Here is a 25,440-nt window from a genome sequence, read left to right on the forward strand (position 1 = left end):
GCTGCGAACCGTGTCCCCCATCCGGTGTCGGAGTGGCACGTCGCCATACCCGTGGAGACCCTGGAGGCGAAATGAAGACAGCCATCGAGCAGGCCGTGATCAGGGCCATCGATACCATGCACGAGAACCTCGGTGAACTGCTGACCATTGACGATATGGCGCAGGCCGCGATGTACAGCAAATTTCACTTCTCCAGAGAATTCCAGCGGGTCACCGGGGTTTCGCCCAGGCGTTTCCTGTCGGCCATTCGCATCGAGGCGGCCAAGCGGTTGCTGCTGGAAACCGATTCCACCGTGACCGAGATCAGCCACCGGGTGGGCTACAACAGCGTCGGGACGTTCAGCTCCCGGTTCGCCAGCAGCGTCGGGGTCTCCCCCACGATGTACCGCCAACTCGGCGGCTACACCGAGCAGATCGTCGTGGACTCGCGCCGCCGCTCGGCCGCCGGGTACTCCACGGTGCGGGGCGAGATCCGCGCCCAGATCGCGGACGAGCTGGGCCGGGTGTTCGTCGGGCTGTTCCCGACCCGAATACCGCAGGGGAGGCCGGCCGCCTGTACCGTCCTGCCCCGCCCCGGACACTTCACCCTCGACCGGGTGCCCCCGGGCACCTGGTACCTGCTCGCCCACTCGGTGCCGGCCTCCTGCGACGAGGTGCTGACCGGGGACCGCGAGGTCTTCGTCGGCTCGATCGGCCCGATCGAGGCCCGGCCGAACGTCCCCCTGCTGCCGATCGAGCTGCGGCTGCGCCCGATCCGCGCGCTGGACCCGCCGGTGCTGCTGGCCCTGCTGGACGTCCGCTCGGCGGCGTTCGAGGCGATCGCCGCCATGGAGCAGGACCACCCGGTGGCGGACGTCGGCTGACCCTCCGTCACAGCTGCGGCGGGACGGGCAGCCGCCGACATCTGCTGACCGGCCGTCGGCCACCCGACTGAGCGTCAGATCCGAGTGAGGGAGCGTCAGAGGCGGGGCCCGTCCGGCCGGTTGGCCGGACGGCCCCCGCCTACGCACTGCCGCATGGCCCTGCACGGGCCCGCATAGCCCTGCAGAGCGCCGCCCGGGCCCCGCTGGGGCCCGGCCCACGTGGAAGCCCCCCGCAGCAGGCTGCGGGGGGCTTCCAGGTGGGCCCGGCGACGGCCGCGCACCCAGCGGCCGCCGGCGGAGAACGGGGCGTCAGCGCGCGGCGTGGACGGTGACCGGCATGCCGCCGCCCATCCGCAGCGACAGCATCGGCTCGGCCACCACGCGGTGGCCGGGGACCTTGGCGAGCCGCAGGTCCCGGGCGATCAGGGCGACCGTGAAGGTGGCCTCCATCAGCCCGAGGTGGTTGCCGACGCAGAAGCGCGGGCCGGCACCGAAGGGGATGTAGGCGTAGCGCGGGCGGTCGTGCGAGCGCACCGGGTCGAACCGCTCCGGGTCGAACTGGTCCGGGGCGTCCCAGAATCCGGGGTGCCGGTGCAGGGTGTAGGGGCAGATCAGCACGTCGGATCCGGCCGGCACGTGGTAGCCGCCGACCTCGTCGTCGGCCTGCGACAGCCGCGGCAGGATCCACACCGGCGGGTAGAGCCGCATGACCTCCTCCAGCACCATGCCGGTGTACTTCAGCTTCGGCAGGTCCTCGAACTCGGGCAGCCGGTCGCCGAGCACCTCGACGGCCTCGGCGTGCAGCCGGTCCATCACCTCGGGGTGACGGTCCGCCAGGTAGAAGGTCCAGCCGAGGGTGGAGGCGGTGGTCTCGTGGCCCGCCAGCAGCAGGGTGACCAGTTCGTCGCGCATGCGCTGGCGGCCGACGGCGGGGTCGGCCTCCTCGCGGGTGGAGACGATCAGCCGGCTGAGCGCGTCGTCGCCCTGGTCGGCGCCGGGGCGTGCCATCCGGTCGGCGACCAGCTGGTCCACCACGACCTGCAGGCTCTCGCGGGCCTGGCGGGAGCGCCGCTGCTTGGCCAGCGGCACCCACTCCGGGACCATGCCCATGGTGACCATGTCGAACATCGCCTGGTCCTGGACGGCCTCGAAGTCGTGGCCGACCGACTCGAAGGCGGCGAGGTCGACGTCGAGCAGGGTGCGGCCGAGCACGCCGAGGGTCAGGCCGGTCAGCTCGGTGGTCAGGTCGACCGGTCCGCCGCCCTCGTGCGCGCGCAGCCGGCTGACCAGCTTGGCGGCCTCCTCGGCGACCACGTCGGCCTGCTGGACGATCCGCTTGTGCTGGAACGCGGGCTGGATCAACCGCCGCTGCTTGCGCCAGAGTTCGCCCTCGCTGGTGAGCAGCCCGTTGCCGAGGGCGCGGCGGGCCTGGATCAGCCCGATGCCCTTGTGGTAGTTGGCGGCGTTGTCGGCGAGCACGTGCTTGGCGTGGTCGGGGTGGTTGAAGAAGTACAGCGTCTTCGGGCCGATGTCGATCTTCACCGCGTCGCCGTACTCGGCCCCGGCGAGGCGCATCAGCGCGAGGCGGTCGCCGGCGAGCTTGCGCAGCAGGCCGAGGGCGGCGGTGCGCGGCGGTCCGGGCGGCACCTTGCGGGTGGCGGCGGCCACGGTCAGCACCCCCCGCGGGCGACCAGCGCGTCGGCGATGGCGCGCCGCCAGACCTCGTAGGCGGGCAGGCCGTCGCGGGTGTCCAGGGTGATGGTCTCCTGGGTGATCCGGGCGGCGTCGGCGGCCTCCAGGCCGCACAGCACCCGGGTGGCGAGCTCGGTGTGCGGCATCATGTTGCCGGCCTTCAGCCGGGCCTCGGCGGCGAAGGCGCTGCCCTGGGCGAGCAGCGGGCGGTACTCGCCGGCCCGCTCCTTGAAGGCGCGCAGTTCGCGCTCGTCGACGCCGCCGGCGTAGGTGGCGGCGAGGCCTGCGCCGGCCCACATGTCGGCGTGCCGGGTGCTCGGGTACTTCTCGATCATGGTGGCGACCAGGTCGGGGTCGGTGCCGCCGACGAACCACAGCGCCCGGCCGACGCCCTGGTCGATGGCGTTGCCGGTGTAGGCCGGGGTGTCGTGGGCGGGCCACGGGAAGTCGGTGTCGCGGTACTGCTCGTGGACGTACTTGGCGGTGCGGAAGTACGCCTGGTGGAAGCCGTAGCCGTCGAGCACCAGCCAGCGCAGCAGCGGGTCGAGGGCGTCGATGTCGGGCCAGCAGAACTTGGGCAGTCGCGCCATCGCCCAGCCGATGCCGACGTAGACCATGTAGACGTGGTCGCCGCCTCGGCCGGCCAGGAAGCGCTCGACGTGGCCGCGGCCCTGGGTGGGCAGGCCGTCGAGCATGGCGAAGCCCATTCCCGCGCCCTCGTAGGCGAAGCCGCGGAAGCGGGCCGGGATCTTCTCCAGGCTCGCCTCGGCCTCGGCGGAGGTGCTGGAGGCCATCGCGTATCCGTAGCCCTCCAGGAAGCGGCTGCCGACGGACTCCAGCAGCTGCTTCGCCTCCGGGGTCTTCTCGTGGAAGCCGCGCTTGGCGAGCAGGGTCTCGGTGGTGCTCGGCGTCAGCAGGCGTCGCCGCAGCGACAGGAGTGCACTGGCCATCGCCATCTCCCCTCGGGTAGTGGTCTGATCGGGTGTCAGTTCGCCAGCCGGGCGTGCAGCCTGCTCCGCCACAGCTCGTAGGCGGGCCGGTCGGCGCTGCCCGCACCGGCTTCGACGGCGCACTCGTCGGCGAGCGCGGCGGCGGCGGGGACGGTCAGCCCGGTGAGCGCGGCGCAGGCCGCCGCGCTGTGCTCGGGGACGTGCCCGGCGTAGTGGCGGGCCTTGGTCGCGAAGACCGAGCCCTGGGCGAGTTCGGCCCGGTGCAGGCCGGCCTCGGCGTGCAGCACGTCCAGTCCGGCGGCGTCGCTGCCGCCAGCGAAGGTGGCGGCCAGGCCGACGCCGCTCCACAGGTCAGCCTGCCGGCTGCCGTCGAACTTCCGTACCGCGGAGCCGACTTGTTCGGGGTTGCCGCCGTTGATGAACCACAGCGCCCGCCCGATGCCCTGGTCGACGGCCCGGTGGAAGTAGCCGGGTGCGCCCTGCCACGGGTACGGGGCGGGGCGGCGCTGCTCGTCGATCCAGCGGCGGGTGTGGAAGTACGCGAGGTCGAAGCCGTAGCCGTCGACCGCGAGCCAGCTCATCACCGGGTGGTAGGGGCTGCTCAGCTCGGGCAGCACCTTCTTCCACACCGGCCTGGGCAGCCGGGCCATCGCGAAGCCGATGCCGATGTACGCCAGGAATATGTGCGGCTTGCCGGGGCCGTCGAGCAGGTCCCGGGTGCGGTGGCCGCGGCCCATGGTGTCGAGGATGGTGAACGCCATGGTCGCGCCCTCGTAGGCGAAGCCGCGCTGGTCGGCGTCGACCAGCTCGAGGCGGCGTTCCACCTCCCACTGGCTGCGCGCGTCGATGCCCCACTCGAATCCGCAGACGACGGCCTGCGGGACGGCCTCCAGCCGCCGGGTGGCGGGGGTCGGCGTCACCGGGAAGCCGCGTCCCTCGAAGGTCACCGATGCGAGCGACGGCGCCAGCAGCAGCCGGCGCAGCGATCCGAAAGTGGTCGGCACAATGCCCTCCCTGCCCGGCCGCCCCGAGTGACGGCCCCTCCATGCTCGCGGAGCGCCGGACGGCGACGCATCTCCGCGGTTGCGCCGGGCGGCCGGGGGCGTCTTCGGGCTTGCCGGGCGGGCCGGGCCGCGTTGTCGCGGGCGGCATGTGCAGGGTGCAATTACTGGCCCGTGGAGCGTTTCTGAGGTGGGATCAGTTCCGCGTTCCCCAACCGTCGACCCTAAGGAGTACGACAGATGACGTCCCGTCAGAGCCAGGCCGAGGCACCGGCGCCGGAGCACTGGGAGCGGGTGCCGGGCGCGCTCGCCTACCGCCGGGCCCGGCAGAACGTGACCGCCCTGCTGCAGGCCCGTCCGGAGGCGGCCGGACTTCCGGTACCCGCCTGCCCGGGCTGGACCGTGTCCGACGTGGTGGGGCACCTGGTGGAGGTCGGCCGCTCGTTCGCCGCCCAGGACCCGGTCGACCTGTGGCTGGTGCCGCACCAGCAGGTACCGGGCCTGGCCGGCCTGTTGGAGGAGTGGGAGCGGCTGGAGGAGCCGATCATCCGGGTGCTCGGCAACGCGTGGGAGCTGCGGCACGCGATGCTCACCATGGACGCGTTCACCCACGAGATCGACGTCCGGTTCGCGCTCGGCGAGCCGGTGCCGGTCGACCATCCGAGCTACCCGACCTCGATCGACCTGGTGGTCCGGGGGCTGGCCAACTCGGTGCGCACGCACGGGCTTCCGGCGGTGCGGCTGGCCACCCCGGGCGCCGGGTGGGTGGCCGGGGACGGCGAGCCGGCCGTCACCGTGACCGGGCACCGGCACGACCTGCTGCGCTCGCTGACCGGGCGGCGCACCGCCGAACAGATCGCCGCGCTGGAGTGGAGCGACGCGCCGGAGGCCTGGCTGCCGGCCTTCACCTGGGGGCCGTTCACGGTGCCGAGCACCGCCAGCGAGCCGCTGGCGACCGGGAGCTGACGGGGGGTGACACGCGGCGGGGCCGCCACCGCTGGAATGCGGTGGCGGCCCCGTCTCCCCTCCGGGTGGCGGTCGGTCAGGCGGCGACGGCGCCGGTCTGGTTGGTGCTCTCGACCCGCGCGGTCTGCTGGGTCGGGGCCCAGGACGCGGCGGCCCGGCGCTTCTGGATCAGGTGGGCGACCCACCAGCCGAGGCCGCGCAGCAGGCAGACCAGGCTGGTGGCGAAGAACAGCGTGTAGACCACGTTGAAGACCATCAGGATGGCGTACACGAAGGCGACCGAGGAGCCGAACATGAACTGCGCCATGCCCTTGGTGGGCGTGGTGCCCGGGTCGCTGATCATGTAGTTGGTGAACAGCACGAAGGCCACACCGGTCATCACGCCGAGCGCGGAGAACAGCGAGACGTCCCAGATCCAGTGGCGGAGGAACGCCTGGATGGCGAACGCGCCGAGCCAGCCGACGATCAGCGGGGTACGCTTGGTGAGCAGCGCGTTGATCACGGTGCCGGCGGTGGCGATGATCAGCGGGATCATCACCCGGAAGTAGGTGTTGGCGTTCTCGGTGAACTGGTACGGCGGGGCGATCGAGAACCACGAGCCGAAGCACAGCAGCAGCACGGTGATCCCGAAGTTGGACGGGTTCATGAAGTGCCGCATCCGGCCGGCCACCGGGGCCTGCAGGGCGTGCTTGCCGCCGACGCCGATGATCACGCCGAAGATGATCGGCAGCAGCTGGTTGTTGCCGTACGTCAGCATGTTGACGGCCAGTGCGGTGATGTGGGCCGGCAGCAGGAACTCGTACAGGCCCCGGAAGCCGCGGCCGGTGAAGCGCGGCGGGCGGCGGTAGGCCCAGGAGCTGATCATCTCGAACACCAGCTCGGCGGTGTAGCCGGTGGCGACCGCGATGAACGGCCACAGCCAGGGCTGCTCGAAGCCGAGCAGCGTGTAGCCGAAGGTGTTGAAGACGCTGATGGAGATGGCGAAGTTGCGCAGCGCCAGGTAGCGCGGATCGGGTTTGGGCTTGGCGGCCGGCGCGGGCGCCGGGGCCGTGGTGGCGGGTTGGGCTGTCGCGGTCATCGGGTCGTAACCTCCTGGGCGGCGTCGCCGTTCAGCATCAGGGTGTGGGTGCCGGGGTCGAGCTTGAGGGTCTTCTCGTGCATCCCGGAGGCGTCCCGCCAGCACACCATCGCGTCGACCGGGCCCATGTAGCTGCCGAGGCCGAAGTGGACGTCGAAGGAGCGGAAGCCGCCGTGGCCGCCGCCGCCGTCGAGCTGGGAGACCTGGGTGCCGTTCGGGGTGGTGACCTTCACCGTGGCGCCGTAGGCGGGGATGCCGGTGCCGGCCAGGCCCTGGCCCGCGGTGCTCTTGTCGGTGGGGTGGAACAGCCGCAGGTTCAGGTAGTCGCCCACGCCCGGCGAGGTGTTGGCGTAGAAGGCGGGCGGGCCCCACTGGCGGGCGACCGCGAAGTCCAGCACGCCCTTGCCGGTGGTGTCGCCGGTGGCCAGCGCCCGGGTCGGGATCTTCACGTCCAGGCCGAGCTGCTCGCCGATGTTGGTGTACTCGCCGCCGTCGGTCTTGGCGTAGAAGGCCAGCGACTCGTCGCCGGCGATGTCGTCGCCGGGCTGGACGTTGGGCCACATCGCCGGGTTGGAGAGCAGGTCGTCGTTCATCATGGCCATCTCCTGCAGCCACGGCCAGCGGTCGATGTCGCCCTTGACGAAGCCGTCGGTCTGCACGACGGACAGGTCGCCGCTGTTGTTGAAGTCGGCCATCTTCACGTCCCAGCCCCAGCCGGTCCAGGCCATGCCGTGCTCCTGGGCCTCCTGCTTGAACGGGGCGACGCCGTCCTCCAGCTTGGCCTTCATGTCCGCCTCGTCCTTCGCCTTGTTGATCCAGACGAAGTTGGACTCCTCCAGGCCCCAGGCCACGGTGATGTTGCTGACCACCATGTCGAAGTTGCCGTTGTGACCGAGGTCGCCGAAGTCGACGCCCATGCCCTTGAACGAGCCGTTGCCGAGCTGGAAGGACTTCGGGGTGCCCGGGTTGCGCTCGCCCTTCGCCTCGGAGAAGCGGATCTTCCCCGGCGTGGAGCGGTTGTACAGCAGGTGGCCGTGGCCGAAGTCGTTGGCGATGTACAGCTCCGGCAGCGCGTCACCGGTCAGGTCGGCGCCGGAGACGGCCAGCGTCCAACCGGTGGACAGCGCGTACGGGATGGCGTCCTTCTCCTCGATGTACGAGGCGGTCGGCGCGGTGCCCGACGTCGCGTCGTACCAGCGCAGCACGTGGTCGCCGCCGGCGTTCTTGGCGTTGGACAGCGAGGTGTTCATCACCACGTTGTTCAGGCCGTGCGGGTCGAGGACGTCGGAGTCCGGGAAGTAGTTGCCGATCACGATCGCCGGGTGGCCGGAGCCGTCCAGGTCGCCGACGTACGCGGCGTCGGTGTTCCACCGCGGGCCGTGGTACTTGCCGTCCAGCGACTCGCTGGCGACCAGTTCGCGCGGCTGGTAGGCGGTCGGGCTGAGCGCGGTCGCGTCCGACTTGGCCAGGAACAGGATCGGGGTGCGGCCCCAGTACGTCACCAGCAGGTCGGTGCGACCGTCACCGTTGAAGTCGCCCGGCGTGCAGCCGGTCGGCGCCATGGTGTTGTCGATCGGCAGCGGCGCCGCGTCCAGCGTGAACGGCGTGAACTGGTCGGCCTGCCGCGCGGTCGGCGTGTAGGTGACCACCACCGCGTTGGTACGGGTGTCGACGATGCACATGCCGTCGGCCAGACCGTGCCCGGTCAGGTCGTTGATGGCGATGCTGGCGCCGACCGAGGAGATCCAGGACCGGATCTTCTGGTACGCCGGATTGACCTCGCGGACCGTCGCCATCGGCCGGTTCTCATAACCCGGCGGCATCGCGATCGGCATTTCCTTGAAACTGTACTTCTTGGCGACCGCGTCCCCGTCGGCCGCCGCCACCGAGGTTCGGACCGTGAAAAACAACGAGACGGCGACGAGAATCACCGCCAGGCCCGGAATCAGTTTTCGGAATCGCTCACGAGAAGCCACCGAGTTCCCCTCTCCACTGGTCAACGTGGTCCATAGCTCGCGCCGTGCGCACGGGCGCGGTGAATCCCTCCGGCTGTCTGGAAATCGACGCACCCCGGGAATCCGCAGCTGCACGACCATGACGAAGGAGAACCGCGACTCCACTCGCCAGGCTCACGGTTGAGGATGCCCGGGGCCCGGGACGGCGGCTTCTTCCGCGTTGCTCACCGGACGCTCCGTGCAGGCAGCGCCCCCTTCTTCAGCACTCGGGAATAAATCCGCGAGCCCTTTGCGCGCCTACGCTCACCAGTGACGAAGGGAGGGCGCGCATCATGGCGCAGCACGCACCGGCCCGCCTCGGGCTGCGGGCAATGGCGGACCTGGCGACCCCGATGGCGGTCCGCACCGCCGCCACGCTGAGGGTCGCCGACCACCTCACCGGGGAGCCGCGCACCGCCGCGGACCTGGCCGCCGCGATCGGCGCGGACACCGACGCACTCGACCGGTTGCTGCGGCACCTGGTCACCCTCGACCTGCTGGTCCGCGACCGCGAAGGCCGCTACGGCCTGACCGACTTCGGCCAGCAACTGCGCGACGACCATCCGGCCGGCCGCCGCAAGTGGCTCGACATGGACGGCGCCGTCGGCAAGGGCGACCTGAGCTTCATCGACCTGCTGCACACCGTCCGCACCGGCGACCCGGCCTACCCGGTCCGCTTCGGCCTCGGGTTCTGGGACGACCTGGCCGCCGACCCGGCGCTGTCCGCCTCCTTCGACGACCTGATGGGTCATCACCAGGAGCTGGACAACCCCGAGTTGATGGACCTGTTCGACTGGGCCGCGCTCGGCCACGTGGTCGACGTGGGAGGCGGCAGCGGCGCGCTGCTCGCCGCCCTGCTCGGCGCGCACCCCGAACTGCGCGGCACCCTGGTCGACCTGGCCGGCCCGGTCGCCGCCGCCCGTCGGCGCTTCGCCGAACTCCGGCTCGCCGGACGGGCCGAGGCGGTCGAGGGCAGCTTCTTCGAGCAGCTGCCGGCCGGCGCGGGCGGCTACGTGCTGTCCGCGATCATCCACGACTGGGCGGACGAGCCCGCGGTCGCGATCCTGCGGCGGTGCGCGGAGGCGGCCGGCGAGAAGGGCGCCGTCCTGGTCATCGAGGCGATCGGCGCGGACGGCGAGTCCCCCAGCACCACGATGGACCTGCGGATGCTCGCCTACTGCGGCGGCCGCGAACGCGGCCTGGACCAGCTGCGCGCCCTCGGCGCCCGGGCGGGCCTCGCGGTCCGCGCCGTGCACCCCTACGGCTACATGTCGGTCGTCGAGTTCCGCGCCGCCTGATCCGCCGAACCGCAACGCGAGAGATGACCGGCCACCGCCGGTCGGACCACGATGCAACCAACCGACCCGCTACGAACGAGAATTGGGGATCCCCATGACGACCACCGCAGACCAGCAGGCCGTCGGCGCCGTCCCGCAGCGGATGATCGCCGCCTGGGCCGACAACGACGCCGTCGCCTTCGCCGCCCTGTTCGCCGAGGACGGGACGATGATCCTGCCCGGCGACATCTTCCAGCAGAGCAGCACCGAGATCGAGCAGTTCATGACCGCCGCCTACGCGGGCCCGTACAAGGGCACCACCGTCTTCGGCGCCCCGCGCTCGGTCCGCTTCCTGAACGCCGACACCGCCGTCCTCGTCACCCAGGGCGGCGTCATCGCCCCGGGCGAGACCGCCGTCGCCCCCGACCGCGAGATCCGCGCCACCTGGGTCCTCGCCAAGCAGCCCACCGGCGAGTGGAAGATCGCCGCCTACCACAACTCGCCCGTCCGCATTCCCTCCTGACCTACACGCCCCGGCAGGGGCGCGGGGAACTGCGCGAGCAACCACTGAACGTCAGAGATCCGCCCGAGGAGGGAACCCCCCGCCTCGGGCGGATCTTGCTGTCGGTGTCCTTCCGCTCCGCGCAGTTCCCCGCACCCCTGACGGGGCACCTCCCGGGGCGCACAAAAGAGCCGGCCGGCCCTCCCCCGGAGGGGAGAACCGGCCGGTCGTGGGCTGTCGTGGGTCAGGCTGCGACGGGGACCGTCAGGGTCTCCAGGACGTGGCCGGACAGCGCGGAGACGGTCGGCTTGGCCCACAGGATCGTGGGCGGGAGGTCCAGGCCGAAGCGGCGCTGGAGGCGCACTCGGAGGGCGACCGTCATGACGGAGTCGACGCCGAGTTCGACCAGCGGACGCTTGAGGTCGACGTCGGCCGGGTCGAGGTTGAGCTCGGCCGCGACCTGCCCCCGCACCTCGTCGGTGACCTTGGCCAGCGCCTCCTCCTCGTCCAGCCCCTCGACGGTGAAGAGCTGTCCGGTCGCGGGCCCGGCCGCGTCGTCGGAGACCGTCAGCTCCCGGAACATCGGCAGCTTCGGGCTGTGCGGCGGGGTCGGGATGACCCGCAGGATCGCCTGGTAGGAGGCCTGGAACCGGTCGCCGAAGGCCCAGGCGCGGAGCGCTTCGGAGGTGGAGACGGCTTCCAGGCCACGGGAGTTGGCCTCGAACATGGTGGTGGCGATGTCGGCCGAGAGGCCGACGCCGCGCCAGGCCGTCCAGCCGAGGCTGACGGTGTCGTTGTGGCCGCCGGCGTTGCGGTGCGCGGCGAGCGCGTCCATGAAGGAGTTGGCGGCCGCGTACGAGGTCTGGCCGGAGAGCCGGGCGAACTGGCCGCAGGAGGAGAACAGGACGAAGAAGTCCAGCGACCCGGGCGGGAACATCCGGTGCAGCACCAGGGTGCCGTCCACCTTGGGAGCCAACACGTCGCGCAGGCCGTCGAGTTCGACCTTGTCGACGAGCGCGTTGTTGACCACGCCGGCGGCGTGCACGATGCCGCGCACCGGCGGCAGGCCGAGCGCGCCGGGGGCGAGCGCGGCGGCGACCGCGTCCGCGTCGGTGATGTCCAGGCCCAGCGCCTGGACGGTGACGCCGAGGGACTCCAGGGCGAGCACGGCGTCGATCTGCCGGCGCACCTCGGGGTTCTCGACGCTCGCCCACTCGGCGCGCGGCGGCAGGCCGCGGCGGCCGACCAGGAGCAGGCGGCGGGCGCCGCGTTCGACCAGCCAGCGGGCGACCTCCAGGCCGAGGGCGCCGAGACCGCCGGTGATCATGACGGTGCCGCCCGGGTCGCACTGCAGCGGGGTGCCGTCGGCACTGCGCTCGATCCGGCTGAGCCGGGCCGCCTGGGTGCCCTCGGCGGTCAGCGAGATGACGTCCTCCTGGCCGGCGGCGGTGCGCAGGACGGTGAGCAGCTGGCTGCCGGTGTCCTCGCCGAGGTCGGTCAGGTCGACGGTGCCGCCCCAGAGTTCGGGGTGGTCGCCGGCCACGATGCGGCCGACGCCCCAGAGCGGGCCGTGGGCGACGGTGGCCTCCTCGCGGGCGTCGCGGACGCCGTTGGTGATGGCCCAGATCCGCTGCGGGGCGAGCTCGGCGTCGGCGTGCAGTCCGGCGAGCCGCTGGACGGTGCGGATCAGCGTCCAGGTGGAGCGCTCGGTGGCCCGTTCCAGGCTCTCGTCGCCGTCGACGAGCGACGGGGCGACCAGGACCGCGCCGGGCCGGGAGAACAGGTCGGGCCGCAGTTCGCCCTCGGCGTCGGGGCCGAGTTCGACGCTGGGCACGCCGGCGATCTCCAGCTGCTTGGCGAGTACCGCGGTGACGTCCGGGTCGCCGATCAGCACGGCCTGCTCGACGGCGGCCAGCTCGGCGGCCTCCTCGGGCAGCGCGCGCCAGACGATCTCGTGCACCAGGTCGCGCGGCAGCACCGCGGTGCCGAGGTGGTCGACGGCCGCGAACTTGAGGCCGAGCACCTCGCAGATGATCTCGCCGTGCTCGTCGCCGACGTAGACGTCCACGGTGTCCAGCGGGGAGCGCGGGGAGCGGACCGAGTAGACGGTGACGGTGGCCGGCGGCTCGCCGCGCCAGGCGACCTTGTCGATCGCACGGCTCATCCACAGCGTGGTGGCGTCGCCGGGCGAGACCACCATGGCGCTGATGGTCAGCGCGCCGTCGATGACGTGCGCCCAGCTGGTGGCGCGGGTGGCGGGGGCGGGTTCGATGGTGAGCAGCGAGAACTGCTCGCGCTCGTCGTAGCGCAACTCCTGGAAGTCCCAGGGGAAGGCGTAGCCCTCGACGCCCATCCGGGCGAACATCTCGTCGGCCTTGGTCAGGGTGCCGTGCGGCAGCCGGCTGCGGATGCCGGCCATGTCGATCCGGCCGGTGGGCTGCGCGGCGGAGAAGTCGAAGGCGGCGGTGGTGTGGGTGATCCACTCGTCGCCGTCGGCGTCGGCCGCGTCGGCGAGCCGGGTGGACAGCGACAGCGCGCGGCCCTCGCGGACGATCTGGACGATGCGCGGCGGCTGCACGGCGAGCGGGGTGCGCAGCACGATGTCGGTGAGCGCGGGCGGCTCGTCCTGGCCGGCGGCCAGGGCGAAGGTGTTGATGATGGAGGCGGCGGGGGTGACCTCGACGCCGACCAGGCCGTGGCTCTGCGGGTAGGGGCGGACGTCCATGTCGAGGCGGGTCTGCCAGACCTGCCGGGCCGGGGAGCCGCTGACCGTCATCCGGCCGCCGAGCAGGCTGTGGCTGAGCGGGTCGTGGCCGGCGCCGAGGCCGGCGGAGCCGGTCTGCTCGGGGAAGATCCAGTACGGGCGGTGCTGCCAGACCGCGGCGGGCATCTCCAGCGGAAGGCCGGTGCCGTGGTCCGCGGTCCAGTCGAACTCGGCGCCGTGGCAGTGCAGGACGGCCAGGTTGCCGAGCAGGGTCTCCACCTCGTCGAGGCCGCGGCGCAGCGTGCCGGCCACGGCGGCGTCCTCGATGCCGTGGTGCAGCAGCGTCTCGGTGACGGAGTGGGAGACCACCGGGTGCGAGGAGATCTCCAGGAACAGCCGGTAGCCGTCGGCCGCGGCGGCCTCCACGGCCTCGGTGAAGCGGACCGGGCGGCGCAGGTTGGCGGCCCAGTAGTCGCCGTCCCGGAGGTCGGCGCCGCGCGGGTCGTCCAGGGCGGTGGAGTAGAGCACCACCGCGGGCTGACGCGGAGTCAGCTGCCGTGCGGCGGCCTCCACTTCGGCCAGCACCTCGTCGACCTGGCTGCTGTGGAAGGCGATGTCGGAGTCGACGCTGCGCACCCACAGGCCGGCCTCGCCCCATTCGGCGACCAGCCGTTCGACGGCGGCGCGGTCGCCGGAGACGACGGTGGAGTCGGGGGCGGCGGAGATCGCGGCCTCGACACCCTCGATGCCGGTCAGGCGCTGCGCGGCGTCGGCGAAGGACAGGCCGACCATCGCCATCGCGCCGCGCCCGTCGAGGCGCTGCAGGGCGGCGGCCCGGCGGCAGGCGAAGCGGGCGGCGTCCTCGAGGTCGAGGGCGCCGGCCGCGACGGCGGCGGCGATCTCGCCGACCGAGTGGCCGATCACCGCGGCGGGTTCGGCGCCGCGCGAGCGCCACACCTCGGCGAGGCCGATCTGGACGGCGAAGGTGAGGGCCTGGATGTGCGCGGCGGTCCACGGGCCGCCGCTCTCCAGGGCGGTGCGCGGGGTCCAGCCGAGCTCGGCCTCGAAGACCGCGCCGAGGGCGTCGATCGCGGTGGCGAACACCGGTTCCTCGGCGAGCAGTTGACGGCCCATACCGGACCACTGGGCGCCGTGGCCGGAGAACACCCAGACGGTCCGGCCGGTGTTGGCGGTGGCGGTGCGGGCGGTGGCGATGCCCGCGGCGCTGCCGCCCTCGGCGAGGGTGCGCAGGCGCTCGGCGAGCTGCCCGGTGGAGGCGGCGGTGATCGCGGCCCGCTGGGCGAGGTGGGAGCGGCGCACCGCGAGGGTGTGCCCGATCGAGGCCAGGTCGGCCTCCTGGTGCTCCGTCAGCCAGTCGGCGACCGAGCCGGCCAGGTCGCGCAGACCGGCCTCGGAGGCGGCGGAGAGCGGGAAGACCGCGGGCACCCGACCGGCGCGGGCGGGCGGCTCCGGCGCGGCGACCGGGCTCTCCTCGAGCACCAGGTGGGCGATCGAGCCGCCGACGCCGTAGGACGAGACGCCGGCCCGGCGGGTGCGGCCGCCGGCCTGCCACGGCTTGACGCCGTCGATCAGCCGCAGGCCCACGCCCTGCCAGTCGACGTCGGAGCGCGGCGCGGTGTGCAGGCTGGGCGGCAGCTGCTCGTGCTGCATGGCGAGCACGGTCTTGATCACGCCGGTGATGCCGGAGGCGCCCTCGACGTGGCCGACGTTCGGCTTGACCGAGCCGATCAGGCAGGGGTCGGCGGTGTCCCGGCCCTCGCCGAACACGGCGGCCAGCGCGACGAGTTCCTCGCGGTCGCCGGTGGGCGTGCCGGTGCCGTGCGCCTCGATGTAGTCGACGGTCGTCGGGTCGACGCCCGCCCGGGAGTAGATCTGCCGGAGCATGTGCTCCTGGGCGCTGCCGTTCGGGGCCATCATGCCGTCGGAGCGGCCGTCCTGGAACACGCCGCTGCCGCGGATGATCGCCTTGACCGGGTTGCCGTCGCGCAGCGCGTCGGAGAGGCGCTTGAGCACCACCACGCCGGCGCCCTCGCCGCGGCCGTAGCCGTCGGCGTGCTCGTCGAAGGCCTTGCTGCGGCCGTCGGGGGACATCGCGCCGGCCGCGTAGAGCGCCACGTTCAGCGCCGGGGTGGCCATGATGTTGAGGCCGCCGACGATGGAGATCGGGGTTTCACCGGACATCAGGCTCTGCGCGGCGATGTGCAGCGCGGTGAGCGAACCGGCGCAGGCGGTGTCGACCGCCATGCTGGGTCCGCGCAGGTCCAGGAAGTAGGAGACCCGGTTGGCTATGCCGTAGAAGGTGGTGCCGTTCACCGCGTAGGCGCCGGTGAGCGGGATGTCCTCCAGCAGCCGGCGGCCGTAGTCGTTGGTGTTCGCCGCGACGTAGACGCCCGCCTCGCTGCCGCGCAGGGTGTGCGGGGCGACGCCGCCGTCGGCGAGCGCCTCCCACGCCAGCTCCAGCATGAACCGCTGCTGCGGGTCCAGGAAGTCGGCCTCCCGGGGGGAGATCCCGAAGAAGTCGGCGTCGAAGCCTTCGATGTCGTCGAGGAACGAGCCGCGCTTGACGGTCTCCCGGATGATCGCGGTCGCCTGCGGGCTGCCGGCGGCGTAGGACTTCCAGCGCTTCTCGGGCATCTCGCCGACGGTGCTGCTGCCGTTGACGAGAAATTCCCAGAACTTCTCGGGAGAGTCGAGGTCCGGGGCGTACCTGCAACTCATGCCGATGATGGCGATCGCTTCTTCGAATTCTGCTTTCTCCGCCAAGTCCTCGCTCCTCTTCAGCTCACCGAACGGAAACGACGCGAATCTGAATCGGCGATCGCCACATCCGGCATGTAGCCCGTGGCGGAATTCCCGCCCTTCGCGTGTGCTTGGGAAGAGCCCACCCGACGGCGATCGGCCCCCCGCTGAGTGACAGGTTCTGCCTGACGGGGCCACGCTGACAACTTCCGGCGTGCGGGTGCCCGGGCCGGGTACGGGGCGGGTGGTGGTGAACAGGCGGGGTGGGCGCATACTGGTGCTCGACCGACGTAAAGTATGCACTGTCCACATCGACGATGTTTACACCGTAAACCCGAGCAGGAGGCATCGCGACCATGGCCGCCGGTACGCGCTCGTATCATCACGGCAATCTGCGCGCTGCTCTGGTGGAGGCAGGCCTGCGCCTGGCCCGGCAGGGCGGCGAGGCGGCCCTGGGGCTGCGCGAGGTGACCCGGTCCGTCGGCGTCACGCCGAACGCCGCCTACCGGCACTTCGCGGACCGGCGCAGCCTGGTGATGGCGGTCGCCGCGGAGGCCCACGAGCGGCTCGCCCGGGCCATGTTGGAGCAGATGCACGCCGCGCCGCCGGACGACGACCCGGCCGAGACCGCGCTGCGGCACCTGCGCGGCGTGGGCCTGGGCTACATCCAGTTCGCGCTCTCCGAACCCGGCTGGTTCTCGCTGGCCATCCTCACCCAGGAGGAGCGCGGCGAGGGCGACCCGTCGGCGGTCGGCGAGCACGTCCCGCCGCCGTTCCAGCTGCTGCTGGACGCCCTGGACGGGATCGTGGACGCGGGCGCGCTGACGCCCGAGCGCCGCGTCCACGCCGAGTGGGCGTGCTGGTCCGCCGTGCACGGCTTCGCCGACCTGGCCACCCGCGGACCGCTGCGCTACCAGGACCGCGCGGTGATCGACAAGCTGGCCGAGCACGTGGTGGAGACCATCATCGACGGCATCCGCAAGGTGGGCTGACGGCCCATCAGGAGGCCCGGCCGCGCCGCGGTGGGCCCGGCCGTGCCCCCGCACCGTGGTGAGGCCCGGCCGCGCCCCCGCGACGGCCGGCCGCGCCGCCGGCCCGGGGGCAGGCCGACGGCCCGCCGGGCGGATGCCTGACGGGCCGTCACAGGGTCAGCGGGCGGGCCGCAGCACCCGCGCCATCACGCGCGGCCGCATCAGCGCGGTCGGCGGGTCGACCAGCCCGGCCGCCCGCAGGAAGGCCTCCGACAGCTGCTCGTCCTTGACCGCGGCGGCCTGCAGCCGCGGGATGTACTGGTTGCCCAGCCACCACTTCAGGTCGCGCTTGCCCTCCACGCCGTCGAAGCCGAGGTCGGCGCCGGCCGCCATGTCCCACGGCCCGTCGACCACCTTCGCCAGGTCGCGGAAGAACGCGGCCGGCTGCGGCACGCCCTGCTCCAGGTGCCGGCGCAGCACCAGCGACTCGATCGAGGCGACCGTCATGCCCTGCCCGTACACCGGGTTGAAGACGCTCGCCGCGTCACCCATCACCAGCAGCCGCTCGGGGTGCCGGGCCTGCCGCTCGTAGCGGCGGCGGATGCTGGCCGGGAAGTGGAAGGTCATCGCCTCGCCGATCGGCTCGACGTCCTTCACCGCCTTGGCGATCTCCGGGACCGGCAGCGACTCCACGTACGCCATGAACCCGGCGTAGTCGGTGGGCGGCTTGTCGCCGAGGATGCCGGTCAGCGAGATCGCGTACGAGTCGGGCATCCGCGCGAAGATCGCGCCGCGCCGCATCGCCGGGGTGGCGACCGGGATCAGCGCGATGTCGTCGCCGATCGGGTCGAAGCTCAGCGGGCCCTTGAACCACATGGTGGTGTAGGTCAGGTCCATCTTGACCCGCTCCTCCTGCACCTGCGGGTACCCGAGCTCGGTCAGCCAGCGCGGGGTACGGGTGCCGCGGCCGGTGCAGTCGACCACCAGGTCGGCCTCCAGCCGCTGCTCCTCGGAGCCCTCGGCGCGGGCCTGGATCCGGACGCCGGTGATCCGGCCCCCGTCGGGGGTCGCGGTCAGCCCGAGCACGTCGGTGTGCTGAAGGTACGTCACGTTGTCGAAGGCGTTGACCCGCAGCCGGATCCGCTCCTCCAGCAGCGGCCGGCCGGCCGCCACGCAGACCAGTCCGGTCTCCGTCTTCTTCATCATGGAGCCGTTGAAGTACCAGCTGAGGCTGGTGCCGAAGTCGCCGACCGGGACGCCGAGCGAGACCAGCTCCTCGGTGAAGCCGGGGAAGACCTCGTCCAGGATCTGCTTCCCACGGGCCAGCAGCGCGTGGATGTGGTGGCCCTGCGGGATCGCCCGGCGCGGACCGGTCGGGCCGAACAGCTCGTCGCGGTCCACCACCGTGACCTTGCGGTAGGCGTCGGCGAGCATCCGGGCGGCCAGCGACCCGCCTATGCTCCCGCCCAGAACCACCGCGTGATCGCCGACGTAATTGCCCACTGCACGGCCCTCCGAATCGGCTGGAAACCCTCGATGTGGTTTCTCAAGGTACCGGCCGCCGGGCGGAGGCAATTCTTCCAGAATGCTCACTGGACCGACCGCTCTTGTCACCCCGTCAGGCCACTCCATACCGTGGCCCGGGGACGGCGCGGCGGCATCCGGGAATTCCCCGTGAACGGCCGTTGAACCGTCATTTTTCCGTGGGTGCATTGACGATGGAAGGGGCTGTTGGTGGAACCGTTCCGCATCGAGATCCCGCAGGCCGACCTGGACGACCTGCACAGGCGTCTGGACTCGGTCCGCTGGCCGGGCGAGCTGCCGAACCAGGGCTGGAGCCGCGGCGTGCCGCTCTCCTACCTCAAGGACCTGGTCGGGTACTGGCGCACCGGCTACGACTGGCGCAAGCAGGAGGCGCGGCTGAACTCCTTCTCCCAGTTCACCACCGAGATCGACGGGACCCGGGTGCACTTCCTGCACGTCCGCTCCCCCGAGCCGGACGCCACCCCGATGATCGTCACCCACGGCTGGCCGGGCTCCTTCGTGGAGTACCTGGACGTGATCGGCCCCCTGACCGACCCGCGCGCGCACGGCGGCGACCCGTCCGACGCGTACCACCTGGTCATCCCCACCCTCCCGGGCTTCGGCTTCTCCGGCCCGTTCCCCGAACCGGGCTGGAACCTGCCCCGGGTGGCCGGCGCCTGGGCCCAGCTGATGGCCCGCCTCGGCTACGACCAGTACGTGGTCCAGGGTGGCGACCTCGGCGCCTGGACCAGCCTGGTGCTGTCCGCCATCGACCGGCCGCACGTGCTCGGCACGCACGTCAACTTCCTGATCACCCCGCCGTCCGACGACCCGGCGGACCTCGCGGACCTCACCGAGGCGGACTTCGGCCGGCTGGGCCTGCTCGGCCGGTTCGCCACCGAGCTGTCCGGCTACATGAAGATCCAGTCCACCCGCCCGCAGACCCTCTCGTACGCGCTGACCGACTCCCCCGTCGGCCAACTCGCGTGGATCGTCGAGAAGTTCATGGAGTGGGCGGAGACCGAGAAGGTCCCCGAGGACGCGGTCGACCGGGACGCGCTGCTCACCAACGTGATGGTCTACTGGCTGACCAACACCGCCGCGTCGAGCAACAACTTCTACGTCGAGATCGCCGACATCCTGCCCACCGCGCCGGTCCCGCCGGCCGCGCCGCCGCCGCTGGACGTCCCGTTCGGCGTCGCCGTCTACCCGGCGGACCCGGCGCAGCCGATCCGCAAGTTCGCCGACCGCGGGTTCCCGAACATCATCCACTGGGCCGAGTACGACCGCGGCGGCCACTTCCCCGCCCTGGAGGAGCCCGACCTCTTCGTCACCGACCTCCAGGCCTTCAACCGCGCCCTCCGCGACACCCACTGACCCCGCCCACCGAAGAGCCCGCGCAGCATCCCACCCCTGCGCGGGCCCTTCGCCGTACCTCCGTCAGCTCCCGCGCAACGCCCCATCTCCCCGAAACCCCCAGGCCCGCGCAGCGGCACACCCGCGCAGCGAAAAGCCCGCGCAGCGGCACACCCCTGCGCGGGCTCCTCGCCGTATCTCCGTCAGCTCCCGGGCAGCGCCCCCATCTCCCCAAACCCCCAAAGCCCGCGCAGCGTCCCACCCCTGCGCGGGCCTTTCGTCGTACCTCCGTCAGCTCCCGTGCAGGGTGCGGTGGTACGCGGTCGGGTACGTGTAGTCGACGCCGCCGAGCCGGCGGACCGTGGCGCGCAGTTCCTCGTTGCCCAGCCGCATCCGCTCGATGAGCTCCGCATCGCCTGGCGGGGCGGTGCGCTGCAGGCCGAACAGCCAGGTCACCGGGTCGGCGGCCTTCGGCATGCCGGGTGCGCCGAGCAGACCCGTCGGCACGGGGTAGAGCAGCACGTTGCCGCCGAGCCCGAGGTCGCGTTCGCGCAGCCCGGCGAGGCTGTCGGCGATCACCGCCTCGGCGTGCCGCCCGGGCAGCAGCACGTTGCACCGCGGGTGCGGATGGTCCTGCCAGGAGCCGAGCTCGCGCAACTGCGCCTCGAACGGGACGAGCCGGTACAGGAACTGACGGAGCGTCATGTCCTGTCGTTCGAGGGCCTGGTGGGCGAGCCCGTCGAGCAGCGTCGCGTCGTCGGGCTCGTCCGGCGGGTCGTAGGCGGCGAGCGCCTCCAGGGTGTAGCTCCAGCCGTCGGCCTCGGTGTGCCGGGCCTGGCCGATCGTCTGGTCGAAGCGGCGGTCGGCCATCACCCGCAACTGGTCGGCGAGGAACGGCCCGAGCTCGCGGTAGGTCAGCACGTACCGGCGGGCCAGCACGCGGGCCGGGGCGAGGGCGACGGTGGCGCGGGTGATGATGCCGTGCTCGCCCTGGGTGCCGCGCACCGCGTCGAACAGCTTGTCGTTGTGCTCGGCCGAGCAGCTGGTCAACTCACCGTCGGGGGTGACCACTTCGAGTTCGAGGACGCGGTCGGCGATGGCGCCGTGCCGGTGGCTGGCGCCGCCGAACCCTCCGGCCGAGAGGATGCCGCCGACGGTGAGTTCCAGGTAGTCGGGCAGCACCGGCGGGACCAGGCCGACCAGCAGCGCGGCGTCCACCACGGTGCTCCATCGGGCGCCTGCGTCCACCTCGATGCGGTCCGCGCCGATCCGGTGGACCGCGCGCAGCGCGGTCAGGTCGATGACGATGCCGTCGGTCTGCGCCTGCCCGTCGACGGCGTGCCCGGCTCCGCGCGGCACCACGGGGATCCCGCAGCGCCGGCCGAACCGGACCATCGCCGCCACGTCGGTGGCGCCGCCGGGCCGCAGCACGGCCAGCGGCCTGCGGTGCACCCGGTTGCCGAAGTCGCGTGCGGCGGCGTCGAGTTCGGCCTCGCCGACGGACAGTTCACCGCGCAGCGGGGGCAGCTCGACGACGCCCGGGCCGGGCCAGTCGGCCCAGGCCCGGGCGGCGGGCTCGAACCCGATGATCACCTGTCGAACCCGAACGAGCCCAGCAGCGTGGCGCCGCTGGCGTCCGGCGCACCGGCGGCCCGGTCGCCGAAGCCCTTCTGGAACTCCTGGAACGCGGCGGTCTCGGCGAGTCCGTTGCTGCCCTCGTCGATCATCCCGACGTGCACGAAGGTCACGCCGTCGTCGAGCCGGAAGGAGGCGTAGCGGACGCCCTCGGGGTTGTTCTCGGCGAGTTCGGCGAAGACGTTCTCGATGATGCCCTGGTTCTGGTCGGCGGTCTCCGGGCGCATTTCATAGCGGATGACGAATGCCTTGCCCACGGTGGCTCCTGAAGTCGCGAGTAATGGGTCCATCGGATACGCGGTGCCGCAGGGGTATTCCCGCCCCATGCTCGCCGTTCCGGCCGGGGGCGGGAATATCCGGAATTGCTGGGCCGCGAAAACGGCCCGGGGCGAGCCGGGCCGCTTTCGTGACGGGGTGTCAGGAGTGGCGCTCCTGCAGGTGGACGGTCACCTCGGCGCCCGCGTCCTTGCCGACCTGCTTCTTCAGGGCGGCCTTGACGGGCAGCCAGTGCGGTCCCTGGCCGGAGGGCATCAGCGTGGCACTGAACGGGTGGCCGTCGATGGTGCCGGAGACCTTGACCGGGCGGCGGGTGCCGAGCAGTTCGGCGGAGCCGGGAACGGTCACGTAGGTCGGGTAGGCTCCGTCGACCTCGATCGGCGCGGTGAAGGTGGTGTCGAGCACCTGGGCGGGCTTCTCGGTGGCGGCCATGGGTGTGTCCTCCAGGGTGTGGCAGCGGTTCGGGTGGTACGGGGGTTCGTCCCGGCCGGGGGCCGGGACCGGTCAGGCGGCCTGCTTCTCGACCATCTCCGCCATCGGGTTGCGCAGCGTCGGGTCGACCTTCTCGAACAGCAGGAACACCAGGATGCCGCCGATCACCATCAGCGCTCCGCCGACCGTGAAGGCCAGCGTGTAGCCGGAGGTGAACGCGACGTCCGGCGCGGTGCCGTCCATGATCGCGCTCTTGGCGTGCCGGAAGGCCAGCGTGACCAGGGTCGCCAGACCGAGCGCGGAGCCGACCTGCTGCATGGTGGTCTGGACGCCGGACGCCAGGCCGGAGTCCTGGGCGGTGACGCCGTGCAGGGCGGCGTTGGTGGCGGCGGGCATGGTCGCGCCGGCGAAGACGCCGAACACCAGCATGCCGGGCAGGATCCCGCCGGCGTACGAGGAGCTCACGGCCAGGTTGCTGGTGAGGAACAGGCCCACGCCCGCGCCGATGAAGCCGACGCCGACCACCGCCTTGACGCCGACCTTCTGCACCAGCGCGGTGCCCGCGCCGATGCCGATGCCGATGCCGACGCTCAGCGGCAGCCAGGCCAGGCCGCCCTGGAGCGGCGAGTACTTCAGCACCTCCTGCTCGAACAGGGTGAGCATGAAGGTGTAGGAGATGAAGGAGGCCATGAAGAACAGCGAGGTCAGGTTGATGACCGAGCGGGTCCGGTTGGCGAAGAACTCCAGCGGGATCAGCGGGTTCTCCACCCGGCGCTCGATGATCAGCATGGCCAGCAGCAGGGCGACGCCCGCCACCAGCGGGACGACCACCCGCGCCGAGCCCCACGGGTGGTCGGCGGCCTGGAGCAGGCCGAAGACGATGCCGAACAGGCCGAGGGTGGAGGTGATCGCGCCGCCCGCGTCGAGTCCGGTGGAGGCGTCGCGCGCCATCCGGCTCTCGGCGACCATCCGCGGGAGCAGCAACAGGACGACGACGGCGACCGGCAGGTTGATGTAGAAGATCCAGCGCCAGCCGCCGAGGTCGGTCAGCACGCCGGAGAGCACGTAGCCCAGGGTGCCGGCCAGGGCCGCCAGGCCGCCCCACAGGCCGAGCGCCTTGGTGCGCTCCTTGGGGTCGGTGAACAGCAGGGCGAGCAGGCCGAGCGAGGCCGGGGCGGCGATCGCCTCGGCGAGGCCCTGCCCGAACCGTCCGGCGATCATCATGCCCTGGTTGGTGGCGGCGCCGCAGACCGCGGAGGAGACGGTGAAGATCACGACACCGGTGAGCAGCAGCCTGCGCCGACCGTAGAAGTCGGCGAGCCGGCCGCCGAGCAGCAGCAGGCCGCCCGCCATCAGCAGGTAGCCGTTGACCACCCAGGCCAGGCCGGACTGCGAGAAGCCGAGCGACGCCTGGATCTTCGGCAGCGCCACGTTCACGATGGTCATGTCCAGCAGGATCATGAACTGCAGCCCGGCGAGCAGGCCGAGGGCCTTCCACCGCCGGGGGTCTCCGGTGGTCTCCGCGGCGCCTGGCGCCGTCACCTCGGCCCCTTCCGCGGCCGAGCTGGAGTCTACGGTGGACACTCTTGTCTCCCTTGGGTGTGGAATGGGCGTGCCGTCTGCCGGCAGGGCCCGCGCCCGGCGGGCCGGACCTGGATGGATCGGATCAGGGGCCGGTGAGACCGACGGTGTTGCCGTCGGGGTCGTCGAAGACGGCGATCCGGCCGCGGCCGGGCACGGCAACCGGGTCCAGCCGGCGGGTCCCGCCGAGCTTCACCGCCTGCTCCAGCGCGGCCTCGACGTCGTCGACCGGGAAGTACACGACCACCCCGGTGTACGGGCTACCGGGGCCGGCCTGGCCGATGCCGCCGCTCAGCGTCCCGCCCTCGCCGCCGACCAGGGCGTAGGTGTCGTCCAGGACGTGCACCGTCCAACCGAGCAGCTCTTGGTAGAAACCCCGGATTCGCTCGGAGTTCGGAGTCGAGATGTCGAACCACGAAGGCACGTGCGAGTGACTTCCCGGCGCAGTGTCTACGCTGTCTACATTAGCCATGTTCACACCGTATACGCGGGTGCGGCAGTGCGCAACGACCGAGGCCGGCCACCGGTTCCCGCGGCGTGTCGCCCCCGGGCCGGGACCGCCCCGAGTGACTGACGATCAGTCAGTCTCCGTGTCCCACGCCCGCTTCGCGCCCCGGGGACCACTCTCGCACCGAAGGTCAGCAACCCGGAAGGTGCCCGGGATCGACGCGGAGTGATCGGATCTCGCTGATTTCCGCACACACGGATGGGGCACGACATGACGGGTACCTTCTCGCCGCCGAAGCAGCTCAGACCGGAGCAGGTCGCCACCCGGCTGCCGTCACTGACCGGCCTCCGGTGGGTCGCCGCGTTCGCCGTCTGGATCTACCACTCCACCCAGAACGTGGAGAAGCTCACCCTCTTCCGCGACGGCCACTTCAACGACCGACTGCACGCCCTCGCGCTGCCCGGCGGCGGCATCGGCGTCCAGACCTTCTTCGTGCTCAGCGGCTTCGTGCTCACCTGGTCCGCCCGGCCCGGCGACACCGCGCGGGCCTTCTGGCGCCGGCGGCTCGCCAAGGTCTATCCCAACTACCTGTTCACCTTCGCGCTCGCCGCGCTGATGTACGCCGCGGCGATCACCCCGCTCTGGGTGCTGCTGCTGAACCTGGCGATGCTCCAGCCCTGGGTGCCGGACATCAACGCCTTCTTCAGCGTCAACATGCCCAGCTGGTCGGTCGGTGTCGAGGCGCTGTTCTACGCCTCCTTCCCGCTCCTGTACGCCTTCCTGCGCCGCGTCCCGGCCGAGCGGCTGCGGCACTGGATCACCGGCCTGGTGGCCGCCAACGTCGCCGTCCCCGTCCTGCTGTCGCTCTCGCTGCCGAGCAGCCCGCACGTCATCACCGGCCCGGCCTCCGAGCTCCAGCTGTACCTGGCCTACATCTTCCCGCCCTCGCGGCTGCTGGAGTTCGCCCTGGGCATCCTGGTCGCCCGCGCCGTCCAGACCGGGCGCTGGCGCGACATGGGCACGCTGCCGGCCGGTCTGCTGATGGCGGCGAGCTACGTCCTCGCGATGTTCGTCCCGTACCTCTACGGCCTGCGCGCCGTCAGCGTCCTGCCGATCGCCCTGCTGATCGCCGCCGCCGCCAACGCCGACCTCCGGGGGCACCGCACCGTGCTGCGCAGCCGGGTGATGGTGTGGCTCGGCAACATCTCCTACGCCTTCTACCTCTCGCAGTTGCTGGTCTACATGACGGTGCGGTTCTCGCTCGGCCCGGACACCTTCTCCACTCCTGTGAGCTTCGGCATCCTGGCCTTCGACCTGGCCCTCACCCTGGCCGTGTCCACGGGCATGTACTACGGCATCGAGCGCCCGCTGATGCGGCGCTTCGCCCGCCCGCGGCCACGCGCCGGACGGTCCGTCACCGCCTGACGGAC

19 protein-coding genes are annotated in these 25,440 nt (G+C 72.0%); 7 read left to right on the forward strand and 12 right to left on the reverse strand.

All coding sequences use genetic code 11. From position 1 onward, the window contains the following. Positions 1–71: 71 nt before the first annotated feature. Positions 72–863 (forward strand): AraC family transcriptional regulator, encoded by a 792-nt coding sequence (locus ACWD4U_RS14460; protein ID WP_363449068.1) that lies wholly within the window; start codon positions 72–74, stop codon positions 861–863. Between the two features lie 309 nt (positions 864–1,172). Here the strand turns inward: ACWD4U_RS14460 and ACWD4U_RS14465 are convergent, their stop codons facing one another. The 3 genes from ACWD4U_RS14465 to ACWD4U_RS14475 are packed head-to-tail and all read right to left on the reverse strand — an operon-like array spanning position 1,173 to position 4,509. Further along, positions 1,173–2,531: a cytochrome P450 gene (locus ACWD4U_RS14465; protein WP_449787196.1), complete on the reverse strand. Its 1,359-nt coding sequence runs from the start codon at positions 2,529–2,531 to the stop codon at positions 1,173–1,175. Positions 2,532–2,533: 2 nt separating this feature from the next. Beyond that, positions 2,534–3,505: a DUF1702 family protein gene (locus tag ACWD4U_RS14470; RefSeq protein ID WP_363449066.1), complete on the reverse strand. Its 972-nt coding sequence runs from the start codon at positions 3,503–3,505 to the stop codon at positions 2,534–2,536. 35 nt (positions 3,506–3,540) lie between these two features. After that, on the reverse strand, positions 3,541–4,509 hold the full coding sequence (locus tag ACWD4U_RS14475) for a DUF1702 family protein (protein WP_363449064.1): 969 nt from the start codon (positions 4,507–4,509) through the stop codon (positions 3,541–3,543). Between the two features lie 237 nt (positions 4,510–4,746). Between ACWD4U_RS14475 and ACWD4U_RS14480 the strand changes: the two genes are divergently transcribed. After that, the gene (locus ACWD4U_RS14480; RefSeq protein WP_363449062.1) at positions 4,747–5,472 is read left to right on the forward strand and encodes a maleylpyruvate isomerase family mycothiol-dependent enzyme; all 726 of its coding nucleotides are present in this window, start codon (positions 4,747–4,749) and stop codon (positions 5,470–5,472) included. Between the two features lie 76 nt (positions 5,473–5,548). On the opposite strand, the gene ACWD4U_RS14485 is transcribed toward ACWD4U_RS14480, so the two are convergent. Continuing rightward, positions 5,549–6,550, reverse strand: coding sequence for an enediyne biosynthesis protein (locus ACWD4U_RS14485; RefSeq protein WP_363449060.1), 1,002 nt, complete (start codon positions 6,548–6,550; stop codon positions 5,549–5,551). Next, positions 6,547–8,481, reverse strand: a complete 1,935-nt coding sequence (locus tag ACWD4U_RS14490; RefSeq protein ID WP_449787200.1) for a CRTAC1 family protein — start codon at positions 8,479–8,481, stop codon at positions 6,547–6,549. The genes ACWD4U_RS14485 and ACWD4U_RS14490 overlap by 4 nt, the downstream gene beginning before the upstream one ends. A 356-nt stretch (positions 8,482–8,837) precedes the next feature. Here ACWD4U_RS14490 and ACWD4U_RS14495 point away from each other — a divergent pair, with 356 nt between their 5' ends. Both ACWD4U_RS14495 and ACWD4U_RS14500 read left to right on the forward strand, forming a co-directional pair. Beyond that, entirely contained in the window at positions 8,838–9,842 is a 1,005-nt protein-coding gene (locus ACWD4U_RS14495; RefSeq protein ID WP_363449056.1) for a methyltransferase, read from the forward strand. A gap of 94 nt (positions 9,843–9,936) precedes the next feature. Then, the gene (locus ACWD4U_RS14500; RefSeq protein WP_363449054.1) at positions 9,937–10,344 is read left to right on the forward strand and encodes an SgcJ/EcaC family oxidoreductase; all 408 of its coding nucleotides are present in this window, start codon (positions 9,937–9,939) and stop codon (positions 10,342–10,344) included. Positions 10,345–10,567: 223 nt separating this feature from the next. On the opposite strand, the gene ACWD4U_RS14505 is transcribed toward ACWD4U_RS14500, so the two are convergent. Then, a complete protein-coding gene (locus tag ACWD4U_RS14505) occupies positions 10,568–15,811 on the reverse strand; it encodes a type I polyketide synthase (RefSeq protein WP_363449052.1) in 5,244 nt (1,747 codons plus the stop codon). Between the two features lie 332 nt (positions 15,812–16,143). Between ACWD4U_RS14505 and ACWD4U_RS14510 the strand changes: the two genes are divergently transcribed. Then, on the forward strand, positions 16,144–16,779 hold the full coding sequence (locus ACWD4U_RS14510; protein WP_363449050.1) for a TetR/AcrR family transcriptional regulator: 636 nt from the start codon (positions 16,144–16,146) through the stop codon (positions 16,777–16,779). Between the two features lie 156 nt (positions 16,780–16,935). On the opposite strand, the gene ACWD4U_RS14515 is transcribed toward ACWD4U_RS14510, so the two are convergent. Next, a complete protein-coding gene (locus ACWD4U_RS14515) occupies positions 16,936–18,261 on the reverse strand; it encodes an FAD-dependent oxidoreductase (protein WP_363449048.1) in 1,326 nt (441 codons plus the stop codon). A 231-nt stretch (positions 18,262–18,492) separates the two neighbouring features. Here ACWD4U_RS14515 and ACWD4U_RS14520 point away from each other — a divergent pair, with 231 nt between their 5' ends. Beyond that, the gene (locus ACWD4U_RS14520) at positions 18,493–19,659 is read left to right on the forward strand and encodes an epoxide hydrolase family protein (RefSeq protein ID WP_363449338.1); all 1,167 of its coding nucleotides are present in this window, start codon (positions 18,493–18,495) and stop codon (positions 19,657–19,659) included. Between the two features lie 270 nt (positions 19,660–19,929). On the opposite strand, the gene ACWD4U_RS14525 is transcribed toward ACWD4U_RS14520, so the two are convergent. From ACWD4U_RS14525 to ACWD4U_RS14545, 5 genes are all read right to left on the reverse strand, one after another. Next, complete coding sequence (locus tag ACWD4U_RS14525; RefSeq protein WP_363449046.1) at positions 19,930–21,231, reverse strand: FAD-binding protein; 1,302 nt, start codon at positions 21,229–21,231, stop codon at positions 19,930–19,932. Further along, the gene (locus ACWD4U_RS14530; RefSeq protein ID WP_363449044.1) at positions 21,228–21,530 is read right to left on the reverse strand and encodes a hypothetical protein; all 303 of its coding nucleotides are present in this window, start codon (positions 21,528–21,530) and stop codon (positions 21,228–21,230) included. The genes ACWD4U_RS14525 and ACWD4U_RS14530 overlap by 4 nt, the downstream gene beginning before the upstream one ends. A 160-nt stretch (positions 21,531–21,690) precedes the next feature. Beyond that, positions 21,691–21,981, reverse strand: coding sequence for a DUF1905 domain-containing protein (locus ACWD4U_RS14535; RefSeq protein ID WP_363449042.1), 291 nt, complete (start codon positions 21,979–21,981; stop codon positions 21,691–21,693). 72 nt (positions 21,982–22,053) lie between these two features. Continuing rightward, positions 22,054–23,565: an MFS transporter gene (locus tag ACWD4U_RS14540; protein ID WP_363449040.1), complete on the reverse strand. Its 1,512-nt coding sequence runs from the start codon at positions 23,563–23,565 to the stop codon at positions 22,054–22,056. Between the two features lie 82 nt (positions 23,566–23,647). Then, positions 23,648–23,986: a VOC family protein gene (locus ACWD4U_RS14545; protein ID WP_363449038.1), complete on the reverse strand. Its 339-nt coding sequence runs from the start codon at positions 23,984–23,986 to the stop codon at positions 23,648–23,650. Between the two features lie 294 nt (positions 23,987–24,280). On the opposite strand from ACWD4U_RS14545, the gene ACWD4U_RS14550 reads away from it, so the two are divergent. Beyond that, positions 24,281–25,435: an acyltransferase family protein gene (locus ACWD4U_RS14550; RefSeq protein ID WP_363449036.1), complete on the forward strand. Its 1,155-nt coding sequence runs from the start codon at positions 24,281–24,283 to the stop codon at positions 25,433–25,435. The last annotated feature ends 5 nt before the right edge of the window (positions 25,436–25,440 follow it).

Source organism: Kitasatospora sp. NPDC002522, from assembly GCF_053595195.1.

Coding starts and splice junctions, on each gene's coding strand:
- ACWD4U_RS14500 (WP_363449054.1), top strand. CDS start 9,937: ATGACGACCACCGCAGACCAGCAGGCCGTCGGCGCCGTCCCGCAGCGG.
- ACWD4U_RS14495 (WP_363449056.1), top strand. CDS start 8,838: ATGGCGCAGCACGCACCGGCCCGCCTCGGGCTGCGGGCAATGGCGGAC.
- ACWD4U_RS14470 (WP_363449066.1), bottom strand. CDS start 3,505: ATGGCCAGTGCACTCCTGTCGCTGCGGCGACGCCTGCTGACGCCGAGC.
- ACWD4U_RS14550 (WP_363449036.1), top strand. CDS start 24,281: ATGACGGGTACCTTCTCGCCGCCGAAGCAGCTCAGACCGGAGCAGGTC.
- ACWD4U_RS14535 (WP_363449042.1), bottom strand. CDS start 21,981: ATGGCCGCCACCGAGAAGCCCGCCCAGGTGCTCGACACCACCTTCACC.
- ACWD4U_RS14460 (WP_363449068.1), top strand. CDS start 72: ATGAAGACAGCCATCGAGCAGGCCGTGATCAGGGCCATCGATACCATG.
- ACWD4U_RS14485 (WP_363449060.1), bottom strand. CDS start 6,550: ATGACCGCGACAGCCCAACCCGCCACCACGGCCCCGGCGCCCGCGCCG.
- ACWD4U_RS14510 (WP_363449050.1), top strand. CDS start 16,144: ATGGCCGCCGGTACGCGCTCGTATCATCACGGCAATCTGCGCGCTGCT.
- ACWD4U_RS14480 (WP_363449062.1), top strand. CDS start 4,747: ATGACGTCCCGTCAGAGCCAGGCCGAGGCACCGGCGCCGGAGCACTGG.